The sequence below is a fragment of the Clostridium frigidicarnis genome, from assembly GCF_900111985.1.
Lineage (GTDB): Bacteria > Bacillota > Clostridia > Clostridiales > Clostridiaceae > Clostridium_Z > Clostridium_Z frigidicarnis.
In genome coordinates this window covers 1-13,208 of sequence record NZ_FOKI01000040.1, presented here as the reverse complement: position 1 = coordinate 13,208, position 13,208 = coordinate 1, and the positions used below count along the sequence as shown (strand labels likewise).

General features: G+C 27.2%; 16 protein-coding genes and 1 pseudogene. 14 read left to right on the top strand and 3 right to left on the bottom strand.

Translation table 11 applies throughout. The annotated features are described in order from the left end of the window. The first annotated feature begins 85 nt into the window (after positions 1–85). The 6 genes from BM119_RS16415 (at position 86) to BM119_RS16395 (ending at position 4,680) form a co-directional block, all read left to right on the top strand. Complete coding sequence (locus BM119_RS16415) at positions 86–808, top strand: MBL fold metallo-hydrolase (protein ID WP_090042813.1); 723 nt, start codon at positions 86–88, stop codon at positions 806–808. A 372-nt stretch (positions 809–1,180) separates the two neighbouring features. Beyond that, on the top strand, positions 1,181–1,663 hold the full coding sequence (locus BM119_RS16410) for a methyltransferase family protein (protein ID WP_090042812.1): 483 nt from the start codon (positions 1,181–1,183) through the stop codon (positions 1,661–1,663). Between the two features lie 249 nt (positions 1,664–1,912). After that, positions 1,913–2,071 carry a hypothetical protein gene (locus BM119_RS20040; RefSeq protein ID WP_177199465.1) on the top strand — a complete coding sequence of 53 codons (159 nt, stop codon included), beginning with the start codon at positions 1,913–1,915 and terminating at the stop codon, positions 2,069–2,071. 102 nt (positions 2,072–2,173) lie between these two features. Then, a complete protein-coding gene (locus BM119_RS16405) occupies positions 2,174–2,461 on the top strand; it encodes a DUF503 domain-containing protein (protein WP_090042811.1) in 288 nt (95 codons plus the stop codon). A gap of 107 nt (positions 2,462–2,568) precedes the next feature. Beyond that, on the top strand, positions 2,569–3,591 hold the full coding sequence (gene splB / locus BM119_RS16400; protein WP_090042810.1) for a spore photoproduct lyase: 1,023 nt from the start codon (positions 2,569–2,571) through the stop codon (positions 3,589–3,591). A 402-nt stretch (positions 3,592–3,993) separates the two neighbouring features. Further along, the gene (locus BM119_RS16395; protein WP_090042809.1) at positions 3,994–4,680 is read left to right on the top strand and encodes a Dph6-related ATP pyrophosphatase; all 687 of its coding nucleotides are present in this window, start codon (positions 3,994–3,996) and stop codon (positions 4,678–4,680) included. 128 nt (positions 4,681–4,808) lie between these two features. Here the strand turns inward: BM119_RS16395 and BM119_RS16390 are convergent, their stop codons facing one another. After that, positions 4,809–5,570, bottom strand: coding sequence for a DeoR/GlpR family DNA-binding transcription regulator (locus tag BM119_RS16390; RefSeq protein WP_090042808.1), 762 nt, complete (start codon positions 5,568–5,570; stop codon positions 4,809–4,811). A gap of 363 nt (positions 5,571–5,933) precedes the next feature. On the opposite strand from BM119_RS16390, the gene BM119_RS16385 reads away from it, so the two are divergent. Both BM119_RS16385 and BM119_RS16380 read left to right on the top strand, forming a co-directional pair. Continuing rightward, entirely contained in the window at positions 5,934–6,728 is a 795-nt protein-coding gene (locus tag BM119_RS16385; RefSeq protein ID WP_090042807.1) for a Cof-type HAD-IIB family hydrolase, read from the top strand. Positions 6,729–6,751: 23 nt separating this feature from the next. Next, positions 6,752–6,931, top strand: a complete 180-nt coding sequence (locus BM119_RS16380) for a hypothetical protein (RefSeq protein WP_090042806.1) — start codon at positions 6,752–6,754, stop codon at positions 6,929–6,931. A 150-nt stretch (positions 6,932–7,081) separates the two neighbouring features. Here BM119_RS16380 and cax read toward each other — a convergent pair whose 3' ends face one another. Then, on the bottom strand, positions 7,082–8,131 hold the full coding sequence (gene cax, locus BM119_RS16375; protein ID WP_423231012.1) for a calcium/proton exchanger: 1,050 nt from the start codon (positions 8,129–8,131) through the stop codon (positions 7,082–7,084). A 160-nt stretch (positions 8,132–8,291) separates the two neighbouring features. Further along, positions 8,292–8,765 (bottom strand): peptide-methionine (S)-S-oxide reductase MsrA, encoded by a 474-nt coding sequence (gene msrA, locus BM119_RS16370; protein WP_090042804.1) that lies wholly within the window; start codon positions 8,763–8,765, stop codon positions 8,292–8,294. A gap of 164 nt (positions 8,766–8,929) precedes the next feature. On the opposite strand from msrA, the gene BM119_RS16365 reads away from it, so the two are divergent. The 6 genes and pseudogenes from BM119_RS16365 to BM119_RS16340 all read left to right on the top strand — a co-directional run. Then, positions 8,930–9,457 (top strand): ferritin family protein, encoded by a 528-nt coding sequence (locus BM119_RS16365; protein ID WP_090042803.1) that lies wholly within the window; start codon positions 8,930–8,932, stop codon positions 9,455–9,457. 527 nt (positions 9,458–9,984) lie between these two features. Further along, the gene (locus BM119_RS16360) at positions 9,985–10,464 is read left to right on the top strand and encodes a hypothetical protein (RefSeq protein WP_090042802.1); all 480 of its coding nucleotides are present in this window, start codon (positions 9,985–9,987) and stop codon (positions 10,462–10,464) included. A 272-nt stretch (positions 10,465–10,736) separates the two neighbouring features. After that, positions 10,737–11,162 carry a UDP-N-acetylglucosamine pyrophosphorylase gene (locus BM119_RS16355; protein ID WP_090042801.1) on the top strand — a complete coding sequence of 142 codons (426 nt, stop codon included), beginning with the start codon at positions 10,737–10,739 and terminating at the stop codon, positions 11,160–11,162. A gap of 217 nt (positions 11,163–11,379) precedes the next feature. Next, positions 11,380–11,898, top strand: coding sequence for an ECF transporter S component (locus tag BM119_RS16350; RefSeq protein WP_090042800.1), 519 nt, complete (start codon positions 11,380–11,382; stop codon positions 11,896–11,898). 28 nt (positions 11,899–11,926) lie between these two features. Then, positions 11,927–12,763 carry a pyridoxamine kinase gene (locus tag BM119_RS16345; protein ID WP_242948450.1) on the top strand — a complete coding sequence of 279 codons (837 nt, stop codon included), beginning with the start codon at positions 11,927–11,929 and terminating at the stop codon, positions 12,761–12,763. 256 nt (positions 12,764–13,019) lie between these two features. Further along, positions 13,020–13,208: pseudogene (locus BM119_RS16340) on the top strand (IS256 family transposase); the annotation flags it as partial.

The following is a 13,208-nucleotide window of genomic DNA, read 5'->3' as shown; positions in this document are numbered from 1 at the left end:
TTATAGAATTGATTGTGTATTTATAATAAGGATACAATATGTAAGAATAAATATATTTCAATATTGTATTAAGGAGAATAAACTTATGAATAAATTAACAGTTTTAGAAATTAACCTGACTGGATCAATAAATACTATTTTTCCAGTTATATTAAGTGATGATAAAGAAATGGTTTTAGTTGACTGTGGTTATCCTAATTTTTTAAACTTAATAGAGAATACCACTAAAGGAAATGAAATTGATATAAGTAATTTAACAAAAATTATTATAACCCATCATGACTTTGACCATATGGGCTCTCTTGGAGAGTTTAAAAGAAAGTACCCTAATATTAAGATTTTTTCCTCAATTGATGAGGAGAAATATGTTAGTGGTAAGGAAAAATCTTTAAGATTACAACAAGCAGAAAAAATATATAAAACACTATCTGAACATGAGAAAAAAGGAGCAAGGGATTTTCAAAGGATGCTTGAATCTATAGAAAATGTTCCAGTTGATGTGGTTTTAAAAGATAAGGATTTCTTTTCATTCTGTGGAGGAATAGAAATAATTTCAACTCCAGGGCATATGCCAGGACATATATCAGTTTATATAAAAGATAGCAAAACATTAATTGCAGGAGATGCCATGGTAATAGAGGATGGAAAACTATCCATTGCAAATCCACAGTATACTTTAGATATTGATGAGGCTAAAAAGTCTATTAGTAAATTATTAAACTATAAAATAGATAGAATTATTTGTTATCATGGTGGAGTATATACTAAAAATATAAAAGAATCATTAGGAAATATTTGCTGTTTATAAAAAAATTATTAATTGTATTAAAGGTGGGGGAGCATATGTATAATTATAAAACATTAGAAAAGACAAGTATGTAAACATTACATGAGGGGTTTGTAAAATTCAATGATGATATTGAAGATATACAAGTATTTGTAGAGGAAAATACTAAAAAGTAAATAATATAAAAGAAAACTGTAGGTATAAAAATTATTTTGTATCTACAGTTTTTATATATTTTCATATACTAATTGTAAACTATATAAATTAAGAGCTCTATAATTAAAATAAATACTTTAAAATAGAATCTTTACTATAATAAATAATAGTGGTACAATTTAATTGAAAACAATTATCAATTAAGTAATTTATTTTACGAAAGGAGAGTGTAGTGAAATGAGGAAAAACATGACGCAATGGGGAATAGGACCTAAGTTAGCTTTAATTGGAGTTCCTTATTTTATTATAGCTTTAATTATATCTAGACTTTGGAATAATGTATTTGCATTTAATATAGCACCTAGATCATATATAATGGCATTAGGATTAATACTGCTATTTATAGGAATTAAGTTTTATATAAAAACATTAAAAACTTTTGTACTACATTTTAACCAAGGGGTTTTGCTAACAAGAGGGACATACTCTATGTGTAGAAATCCAATATACTCTAGTTTTATAGTGTTTTTTATACCTGCTATATCGCTACTTGTTAATTCGTGGTTATGTTTAACAACATTTGTAGTTGTCTATATAATGTTTAAGTTAAATATAGAAAATGAATATAATTATTTAAAGGAAAAATTTAAAGAAGATTACATCAATTATGAAAATAAGGTGAATGAACTTTTTCCAATGTATAGAATAAAGAAAATGTAGATTTAACAATATTTAAAGTCCACGAGAATAGAAATTCATAAAAGCGTATGGGTATAAGCAACTTAAACTAATGCTTATACCCATATACTTTTAGTATATATCTATTAATAAAACTTGTACATAATGCTTGCATAAGGGATAAAATATAGGCATATTACAAATAAGTAGTTTAAGGAGATATTACGGTGAGTTATAAATATGATGAAATAATAAAACTTTTAAGAGCAGTCATAGAGATACTAAATATGTATGATACAGATCTTAGTTATACAAGATTTAAACTTATTAATTGTTAGGGTAGATAAAGAAGATCAAGACGTGTATAAAAAATTGAAAGTTCTATTTGCACCAACAGGAGAATTTCAAGAAATATCAATTAATAGTGGATGGACCAAGGAGTATTTATAAATAACATATAAGTTAGATGTGCTACTGTAAAGTGCTTTTAGCTTGGGTTGAAGTTAGAATAAAATATATTATTATAACTAATAAAACTAGGAGGGTTTAAAAATGAAGGTATTACTTATGGGTGTTACATTGAGAGCTTCGTGGGTACACTCCTTAAAAGAAAAAAGAATGGTTGTAAAAAGTATAGTACAAAAATTAAAAAATAAGTTTAATGTTTCTGTTAGTGAAATAGATGAACAAGATATACATCAGACTATAGTAATAGGTATTGCAGCAGTATGTGGAAGTTCAGCTCAAGTAGATTCTACAATGGAAAATATAATAATTTTTATAGAGTGTAATACTGATGCAGAAATAATTAGCATTGAGAATGAGATGGAGATATTTTAAGAGTTTATACATACTAATTGAAAAATAGATTAAACTAAACATATTAAAAATATAATCTATTATTAAGTAATACTGTTTTACGTAAGATAAAAAGGAGGAAATAATTTATGTTTGTTCCTAAAAGAATAATATTTGAAAAAGGATCTTTAGATTATGAAATAGGTGAAGATATATATAACACATTTAAAGATAACAAAAATATTGAAATAATAAGATTAACATCTAATAAAGTGAAACAGCATATACCAGGAGAAGATCTATACAATTTTTATAGAGAAGGTAAAAGTACGTTAGTAGTTGGGGTTAAAAAAGGTTTGAAATTTCAATCCTGTAAGCCATCAGCTCACTACCAATTACCACTGGTATCAGGATGTATAGGAAATTGTGAGTATTGCTATCTTAATACAAACTTAGGAGATAAGCCTTATACAAAGATTAATGTAAATATAGATGATATACTTAAGCAGACTGAAAAATATATAAATGAAAGACTGCCTGATACAACAATATTTGAAGGTTCAGCAACATCGGATCCAATTCCAGTTGAACCATATACCAATTCATTAAGAAAGACCATAGAGTTTTTTGGAAAGAGTGATAAGGGCCGGTTTAGATTTGTTACTAAATATAATGATGTAGATGGTCTTTTAAATGCAAATCACAATGGAAAAACTGAGATAAGATTTACATTAAATACAGATAAAGTTATAAAAAATTACGAGAGAAAGACAGCATCTTTTGAAAAGAGAATAGAAGCAAGTGTTCAAGTTGCAAAGGCAGGATATCCTTTAGGATTTATAATAGCTCCCGTGTTTATTTATGATGGATGGAAGAAAGATTATAAAGATCTTTTAATAGAATTAAATTCTAAATTACCAAAGGATTTAAAATATCCTTTAACCTTCGAAGTAATTTCCCATAGATATACTCCAAGAGCAAAAAATATAATAATGGAGGTATTCCCAGAGAATACTCTTCCAATGGAAGATGAGAAAAGAAAGTATAAGTATGGTCAGTTTGGATACGGGAAGTTTGTATACACGAAAGAAGAACTTCAGGATATGAAGGAATTTTTTGCAAATACAATAAATGATATATTCGAAAATAAAGAAATAAAATATATAATATAAATAAAAAAAATGTGCACTAACTTAAAAACTATATTTGTACAGAGATCCACAAGGAATTGACTTGTGGTTTTTTGTTTAAAAGGTCATAGCCATCAGATAAAAGGTGTATATTTTTATAAATAATTAATTTTAATGTTAAATGTACTTTTTTACTATTAAAACTTATAGTATTATTATTTTATGAAATATATATAGAACAAGTTAAAGCTTTGAGGAACGCAATATTAATATTAGGAGATTGTTGTTTTTAGATGGAGTTTAACTATAAAGTAATAAATTATTATATAGTTCAGCACTAGAATAACCTATCTAGAGAATCGACATTGTTTATATTTAAAGGAGTACTAGAAATTACAACAATTGGATAAAAACAAATTATACATAAAACAAAGGAGATTTATAATGAATAATAGTAACAATTGGTTAGATGGAGCTAAAGGACGTAGATTTATAACTTCATTTAGTGGGGGAAAAGATAGTGTACTAGCACTTTATAAAGGAATGCAACAAGGAGAACCTTGTGGGCTTATTGTTATGATGGAGGAAGAGGGTAAACGTTCAAGATCTCATGGATTACCCACTGCATTGTTAAGGGCTCAGGCAGAATCAATAGGGTTGCCTATATATAGTGCAAAAGCTACTTGGGGAGATTATGAAGAAAAATTTATAGAACTTTTAGATATGGCAAAAAATAATGGTGCTGAGGTTTTATTAACAGGGGACTTGGATATGCCTAGTACTGGATGTTGGTATGAGAAAGTTACAGAAAAAGCAAACATAGATCTTGCTATGCCATTATGGCAAATGAATCATAGAGAAACTGTTGAGGAATTTATAAATTTAGGGTTTATCACTAAAATAGTAACAGTAAATTTATCACTTGGTATGCGTAAAGAAGACTTAGGTCGCGTTCTTACTCATGAATATATTAAGGAGCTAGAAGAAAGAGGTATCGATCCTTGTGGAGAGGGTGGAGAATTTCATACTACAGTAATAGATGGACCTATATTTAAAACGCCAATTTCTATAAAACAATGTAGTATTTTTAGTGATAAAAACTATGCATTTTTACCATTGGAATTAGATTAATAGGAAAAATAATGCACTAGCTTTTGAAGGTTAGTGCATTATTTTATTTCAACTTTAGCAGTAAATTGGAGGCGGAAGCTAGAGTAATAGAAGATTTTTCAAAACTATAAATTTTGATTTAAAACAACCTAAAAAACTTGCATGGATGATTCATTTAATAGTTCTTTTATGTCTTCATTAATATCAGAATCTGTGATTACAGAAGTTATGTCATCTAAAGAAGCGAAAATATAAGTTCCATCTATATTAAACTTTTCCTTTTCTACAAGAAGAAAAATCCTTTTACTATGGTATATAACAGATTCTTTAATATTTCCATCTTCTAATGTAATAGTGCTTATGCTATTAGAAATTAAATTTACGCCAGAGCTTCCAATAAATCCTTTGTTGAAATTATATTTATTTATACTTTTAGTTACCTCTGTTCCAAGTAAGCCACCAGATTTTTTATCGTATATACCACCAATACATATGACATCAACAGTTTCATTGGTATTGAAGAGGGCAAAAATTAAAGGCATATTAGTTACTAATGTTATTTTTTTATTACTAATTGATAATAATTTAGCTAATAAAAAATTTATACTTGAAGCATCTAAAAAAATTATATCTCCATCTTCTATAATATCTAAAGCCTTTTTAGCTATAAGTTCTTTACTAGTTAAGTTTACATGCATTCGAGCGGATATAGAGGTGTTGGTAGCAATTTTTCTATTTAATATAGCTCCACCATAAGTTCGTTGAATACAATGAGTTTTCTCAAGCTTTTGCAAATCCTTTCGTATCATTCCTTCAGATACATTAAATTTTTCACTAAGTTCTTTTACTTTTATTCTACCAGTTTCACTAAGTATATTTAAAATTTCCTCTAATCGTTCCTCGGCAAACATATAAGCACTCCTTAATTAGTTGATTTTTTACTATCATTTATTATTGTTTGTTAATGATTATTATAACATTTTTATATAAATACACAAAATATATTGCATAAAAGAATAAAGTAATATAAAATGATAACGAATGATAATAATAAATGTAAAATGGTAATGAATCTTATAAAAAGGTAATTTTTATAGAATTTAATATATTATGTTGAAGTAAGGTGATGTTATAGGTGGTAGTCATTAAATAGAACGAATTTTCATTTAGCTGAGGTTCTTTTAATCATTAGATAAAAGGCAAGTTTTCAATCTTAGTATTAGAAAATTTGAAATTTAAGTGACATAAGATGTTTAAACATAGGAGGGAAAATTATGTACAAGTTATTAGCTATTGATATGGATGGAACTTTATTAAATAGTAATAGAGAAGTTTCTAATGAGAACAAGAATGCAATTAAGAATGCCATTGAAAAGGGTGTTAAGGTTGTAATTACATCTGGAAGAAGTTTAAAAGGATTAGAAAAGTTTTTGGAAGAAATGAATTTAAGAGGAGAAAATGAATACCTTATTGCAAATAATGGGGGAACAATATATAAGACTGATGACTTTGAGTGTATTAATTATAAGGGACTAAGCAATGAAGATTTGATAGAGTCTTATAAGTTAAGTCTAAACACCGGATTGCAAATGATGGCTTATACTCACAATGATTGTGTAGCACCAGAAGAAAATGAATTCACAAGGTTTGAAAAAGATTTTGTTGGAACTGAAGTTAAAATTATTGATTGTGATTTAGTAAAAGATGATATTACTAAAATATTATTTGCTCAGAAAGAAGAAAATCTAGAAAAAATAATGAAAGAAGTGCCCAAGGAATATTATGATAAGTATCATGTTGTAAAAACCATGCCAACAGTTTTAGAGGTAATGAATAAAGAGTGTAATAAGGGGTATGGAGTAAAAAAATTAGCAGATCATTTAGGAATTAATAGAGATGAGATAATATGCATTGGGGATCAGGCTAATGATGTCGAAATGATTGAATATGCAGGACTTGGAGTAGCTATGGGAAATGCTATAGAAGAAGTTAAAAGTATTGCAAATTATGTAACAGATAGTAATGATAATAATGGAGTAGCAAAGGTTATAGAAAAATTCATATTATAATTACATATGCAGAATCAGAAGCTATGACATCAGGAGCTTCAAATGTATATAGATCTCTTGCAGATTCAATTGTATTTTGTGGTGGAGAAGTCTGTAATGTAATGAATGTATCTTGTTATGAATTAGGTGAGGTTAAAAATAATGTAAAGGCAATAGAGGATGCAGAAGAACTTGGAAAAAATATAGTTAAAGCCTTAATATAAGGTTAACTATTTAAAACACAAGACATGCATAAAGATATTATAAAAATATTTATAATATAAGAAAATACCTAGAAGTAACTACATTTTGTAGAAAGCTTTCTAGGTATTTTAGCATTGAACTTGGTTATTGGATAAGTTTAATAAACTGTATTAAAGAATAAAAAATGACGCTGCAATTATAAAATACACAGCAAGAAGTTGGATACCTTCTAGCCAATTAGATTCTCCATCATTGGCCACTCTATTAGCTATAAGTACCGATGCTATAAGTGCTATTAATTCAAATTCATTAAATATTATACTCATAGGAGTAAAAAATAAGCTTATAAACACTAAAATAGGGGCAACAAATAAAATTATTTGTAAGCTAGAACCTATGGCAATCTCTAAGGATACATCCATCTTATTTTTAAGTGCCATAACAACAGAAGTACTATGTTCTGCTGCATTTCCTATTATAGGAATTAATATAATACCTACAAAGAACTCACTTAACCCTAAAGTTTTAGTTATAGAGTCTATCCCAGAAACCAAAAATTCACTTTCTATTGCTATTAAGACAGTAGAAATAACCAATATAGTTATAGATTTTTTTAAAGACCACTTGGCAGTTCCGTCTTCATGATCACTAAAAGTATATATGTCTTTATGTGTGTAGAAAGAAAATACTAAACTTAATATGTATATTACAAACATTATTATTGAAACTACAATACTTAAACCTTCATATCGTGTATTTAATAGGGCTTCATCTACTGTATGAGTGAACAGAGCTGGAATACATAATCCAATAACAGAAAAGAGTAACATACTTGATGAAACTTCTACTACCTTTTTATTAAAGCTTTGAGTTTTATGTTTTAATCCACCAGCCAACATACTTGCACCAAGTACTAATAAGATATTTCCTATAACAGCACCAGCAATAGATGATTTAACTACTTCAAAAAGTCCTTCTTTAAGAGCAAAAAATGATATTATAAGTTCAGTTGCATTTCCAAATGTTCCATTTAAGAAACCACCTACTTTAGGACCAGAGTAAAAAGAGATTTCTTCTGTTCCTTCCCCCATAATACCAGCTAATGGAACTATAGATAAGGCTGATAATATAAACATTATGGAAGGGGATACATTTATAAATTTACCAATGAAACTTATAGGTATGAATATTAGCATATACTTTAATATTTTCATTAAGATAAAATCCTCCTTAATATATTGTATAGAATCTAATACAGATAACACAATATATAAATTAAAAAATTCAAACATATATTATGTTACCCATAATTTAATTTATTATTTATAGAGCTAAGGTTCATTATATAACCTAGTCTAATTAAAACAAACAAAAGACATACTAATCAAATTTAATATGACAATATCCACCAGGATTCTTCTTTAAATATTTTTGATGATATTCCTCTCCAGTATAGTAATTTTTAAGAGGTTTAATTTCAGTAGTAATAGGTTTATCATATTGTTTTTGAACCGTTTCTTTACTACTATTAATAATATCTAGGTCTTTAGAATCAATATAATAGATCCCACTTCTATATTGAGTTCCAATGTCATTACCTTGCCTATTTTTAGTAGTAGGATCTATAATAGACCAAAACTTATTTAATAAGGTTTCAAGAGAAATAACTTTTTCATCATATGTAATATAACATACCTCTACATAATCCGTATCATTGGTACATATTTCTTTGTAAGTAGGATTCACAGTTTTTCCATTAGCGTATCCAACTTCTGTTTCTGTAACTCCTTGGAGCCTAGAAAAGAATTCTTCAACACCCCAAAAGCATCCACCACCGAAAAGTACTTTTTTCATAAACTCACATACTTTAAATCCTTTTAATTATTATAGCATCAAATTCAAAATAATATATATTGTGTTAGATTAAATTTTCAATAATGTCAATAAAATATATTTTGGAACAGTTTGTAAACATTAAAAATATTATATAATATATAAATAAAAAATGAGGCGATGTAATGAGTTATACTACTAATAGACAACCACAAGGATTACTTAAAAATACTGAGATTTTTCTTAGAGAAGGACTTATAAGTGAGATAGTTGCAATTAATGATTATAGTAAATTTATAAGCCTTACGGATAATAGGGAAGTTAAGGATATTTTTTATCATATCATGGAGGAGGAAAAAAGACATTATGGGCTTTTTTTAGAAGCTTTAAGAAATGTTGATAGGGAACAAAAGAGGATGTATCAAGATGTAGCTGATCATATAAAAATATCAACAAAGGATAAATATAAAGATTTTGTAACAATTAAAGGAAATAAAGGTAATTTGCTTACACATATTAGGGACGCTATAAAAGGTGAATTAGAAGCAATAGTTCTTTATGAAGATTTCATTGCAAATATTGATGATACTACCTTAATAGACTTAATAAATCGTATAATAAGGGATGAAAAACATCATGTAGAAGAATTAACTAAAGTTTTAGTTACATTGGATAAGGATAAGTATGGTCCATTAGAATACAGTGATTCTTAAATTTAAGTAAAATTTGCTTGAAATAATATATTGTTTTGACTAAAACTTAGAATAACCGTATATTATGTAGTTATTAAATTAAGCATATCTTACATTTAAATGATTTTATAAAAATAAACAACCATGGACTCATCCATGGTTGTTTATTTTGGAAAATCTAGATATCAAATAAGTTTTTGTGTAAATATACTACAAAGAAAACATTAGGTATAATATAAGGTAATTGGAAAATAAGAAAAGTAGATGCTATACTATACTTAACTTTAAGTGATTAATATCTACACATTGAGTTAATAAAAGAGAGACATTACTAAAGTGGAAGATAGGAAAATAACTGAATACTAGGGGTTAACAGGTAGTAGCTATCATGTAGAACAAATATTCACTCATATTATGTTTTTTATATTACATGAATGTTAGATGCGTTAATCTAGGGGAGTAGCACATGTTAACTGACACCTTGTAAGCGAATTGGAGTGTTACGGGTGGTAGCCATCAGATAAAATTTTATATGAAAGGATGATTTAATGAATTTTAAAAAGCTAGGTTGGTGTCTCATATGTTTAATATTAATAATACCATTTAGCGGTTGTAATGATGAACAAAAATCTTATTATCATAATGATAAAAAAATATCTCAAGATAGGGATAGTTTTAGTTATATGATTAGAGATGAGAAATCTCAATCTAATAATGAAACAAGTATAAAGTTTAGTGGTTTTGATGGTAAGGATACAATTTGGAATATTGAGTCAGACGAAAGCAATGATATTATATTTAGATACAAAAGTCATACTACGAGTGGTAAATTTAAAGGTGTTTTAATTACACCTGAAAAAACCATTGAGAAAATCTTTGAAGGTAGCGAAAATGGTGAAAAAGCAATTAGTTTAAATAAAGGAAGTTACAGCTTTAAGATTGTAGGTCAAAGTGCCAAAGGAGATGTTTCCATTAACATTGAGTTAAATGATAAAGTGAAAATATCTACTAAGAAAATATGGAATTAAGAAAAAGTTTTAAATATACTATCAATATATATATTGATAGTAACATATTGTGGAATAATACTAAATATTCAAACAAATCTATGAATTAACATATAAGAGTATATAATATTATAGAAAAGTTTAAAATTATATGGGGTTTTTAAAAATTTAATAGAATTATATAGAACGAATCTTCATTTAGGTGGTATTTTCAACCATATGAATGTTAGATGAGTTAATTTATGGGCGTAGCCATCAGATAAAACATAAAAGAATAGAGAGGTATTATAAAGATGAAATTAGAACTTACAGTTTGTAAATTGGGTCAAGTATTAAAAACAATAGAAAGTAAATATGATTTGGAAATTATGACAAAGATTAAATTAAGTGGTGGGTGGATGACACTTAGCGGAAAAGCTATAATAGAGAAAGTTCCAACTGTAGGAATTATATTAGGTTGTAGTAACAAAAGCAATAATATTATAAGTATAAGAGTTAAAAATGACAATGAAGAAGGCTCAGTACTTAAAATTACAGGGACTAAAGGATCAAAATTTTACATAGATATAGAAGCAACAAAATACAAAGAGTTAGGTAAATGCTCTAGTGGTGAAATAAAAGTAAATAATAATGAATGTAAATTAAGAATAGATGAAGATATAATATTTAAAATAAATTCCAGTGTTGAAAGTGTTTTAGATATTATACAAAACATATAAACATTTTATTACTTTTATAAGGAAAGTATTTAAAACTTGTCTTGAATCTTTAATAGATAATTGAAATAAATTTTTGAAACGGGCTGTGAAAATTCTAATTGGATATTCACAGTCCTTTTTATTAAATAGTAAATACATAAATGTATCCATACAATTGACTAAGGGAAAAATTTTAGCTATTATAAAGAAAAAAGGAATATTTTAGGGGGATACATTTATGAATAATAAAACAAGAAAAATTGTAATACTAGGAGTATTGGCAGCTATTTGTTATATAGGTACTTGGATTCATATACCTATATATCTTGGTGGAGCAAAATCAATGATCCATTTAGGAACAACAGCTATTTTTATAGCAGCCACTATAGTTGGAAAAGATGCTTTTTGGCCTGGCGCTATAGGCTGTGCTTTATTTGACTTATTAAGTCCTGGTTTTCAAGCATGGGCAATCCCTACTTTTATAGTTAAAGGGTTAACAGGATATGTAACAGGTAAAGTTGCTTTTGCTAATAATAAAGAAGGAAAATCAGTAAAACAAAACACTTTTGCTTTTGTTTTAGGTGGCATAGTTTCTTTAGTTGGATACTTTTTATTTAATGCTTTCATATTCACAGGATGGAGAGCAGCATTAATATCTTTATCAACATCAATAACTACAACAGCAATTGGAGCAGCAATAGCTATTCCTATGTCATTTGCAATAAAAAAGAAACTACATTCATCATATAATGTTTAGTAAAAAGCTATATTAAAGGAGCATGTTTGTGAATAATATAAAGCCAATAAAGAAAATAGCTGTTATACATGATTTATGCGGTGTTGGCAAGGCAGCATTAACTAATGTAATACCAATACTTTCTGTTATGGGTTATGAAGTATGTCCAATACCTACTATGTTATTATCTACCCATACAGGCGGATTTGGAAAGCCATCTATAATAAAAACAGGAAGTTATTTAAAGGAAGTAACAAAACATTATAAAGAAATAGGTTTAGAGTTTCATGGTATTTTAATAGGATATCTTGGAGATAAATCATTAATAGAAGATGTATTGTGTTTTGTTAAAGAATTTAAAAAAGATAATACTAAGGTTATACTTGACCCCATATTTGCTGATAATGGAAAGTATTACTCAAATTTCGATTATAACTATATGAATAGTATAAGAAAGCTAATAGAGATTTCAGATGTAATTACTCCTAACTATACAGAGGCATGTTATCTATCTTTAGAAAATTATATAGACAATCCTAAGGATAATGATATTAAAGGTATATTAGATAAGATTAGTAATATAGGATGTAGAAATATAGTTATAACTAGTATGGTAGAGAATGATATTAATAAAATATCAACGTTATTATATGAAGATGGTTCAATAGAAAAATTTGCTACAGATAAATTAGAAAAGTCTTATCCAGGTACAGGAGATATATTTGTTTCAGTATTATTTGGATATTTATTAAAATATGAAAACTTAAGTATGGCAACTGAAAAGGCGGTTAACTTTGTTTTTAATGTAATAAAAGAATCTAATAAATATGATTATGAATCTAAACATGGGGTATTACTAGAACCTAGTTTAAAAGAATTACTATAAGGTTCAAGGTTTTCAAGAGATAGAGTTGATAAGTTAAAAAGTCTACATTTATTTGTAGGCTTTTTAGTTATAAATAATGATAAATATGACATCTCAAAAGAAGATATTGAATAAAAGTAGTTTGACAATAGCACAGGAAAAAATCCGAGAATGTAAGTAGGTTTGTGTAAAAACAAATCTACTTTTATTTTTTTGTATGTGTAACTGGTATTTATGGTAATAATATCTATAAGAATATTTTTAAGGAGCGTAAAAAATGAGAGAAATTCAAGTACCAGATATAAATTTAAAGGATGAATTAGCAAAGTGCAGAGATATGAATGACATTATTGGGAAAAATGGATTAATGCAAAGACTATTTGGAGGAATTATTGAACAGTTTCTAGATGTTGAGATGGATGAACATCTTCAACGTGAAAGATATGTAAGATCTCAAGGTGATTGT

What these genes read in the sequence shown, in the direction of transcription:
- BM119_RS16415 (WP_090042813.1), top strand. Translation starts at nt 86, where the DNA reads ATGAATAAATTAACAGTTTTAGAAATTAACCTGACTGGATCAATAAAT.
- BM119_RS16410 (WP_090042812.1), top strand. Translation starts at nt 1,181, where the DNA reads ATGAGGAAAAACATGACGCAATGGGGAATAGGACCTAAGTTAGCTTTA.
- BM119_RS20040 (WP_177199465.1), top strand. Translation starts at nt 1,913, where the DNA reads ATGATACAGATCTTAGTTATACAAGATTTAAACTTATTAATTGTTAGG.
- BM119_RS16405 (WP_090042811.1), top strand. Translation starts at nt 2,174, where the DNA reads ATGAAGGTATTACTTATGGGTGTTACATTGAGAGCTTCGTGGGTACAC.
- splB (WP_090042810.1), top strand. Translation starts at nt 2,569, where the DNA reads ATGTTTGTTCCTAAAAGAATAATATTTGAAAAAGGATCTTTAGATTAT.
- BM119_RS16395 (WP_090042809.1), top strand. Translation starts at nt 3,994, where the DNA reads ATGAATAATAGTAACAATTGGTTAGATGGAGCTAAAGGACGTAGATTT.
- BM119_RS16390 (WP_090042808.1), bottom strand. Translation starts at nt 5,570, where the DNA reads ATGTTTGCCGAGGAACGATTAGAGGAAATTTTAAATATACTTAGTGAA.
- BM119_RS16385 (WP_090042807.1), top strand. Translation starts at nt 5,934, where the DNA reads ATGTACAAGTTATTAGCTATTGATATGGATGGAACTTTATTAAATAGT.
- BM119_RS16380 (WP_090042806.1), top strand. Translation starts at nt 6,752, where the DNA reads ATGACATCAGGAGCTTCAAATGTATATAGATCTCTTGCAGATTCAATT.
- msrA (WP_090042804.1), bottom strand. Translation starts at nt 8,765, where the DNA reads ATGAAAAAAGTACTTTTCGGTGGTGGATGCTTTTGGGGTGTTGAAGAA.
- BM119_RS16365 (WP_090042803.1), top strand. Translation starts at nt 8,930, where the DNA reads ATGAGTTATACTACTAATAGACAACCACAAGGATTACTTAAAAATACT.
- BM119_RS16360 (WP_090042802.1), top strand. Translation starts at nt 9,985, where the DNA reads ATGAATTTTAAAAAGCTAGGTTGGTGTCTCATATGTTTAATATTAATA.
- BM119_RS16355 (WP_090042801.1), top strand. Translation starts at nt 10,737, where the DNA reads ATGAAATTAGAACTTACAGTTTGTAAATTGGGTCAAGTATTAAAAACA.
- BM119_RS16350 (WP_090042800.1), top strand. Translation starts at nt 11,380, where the DNA reads ATGAATAATAAAACAAGAAAAATTGTAATACTAGGAGTATTGGCAGCT.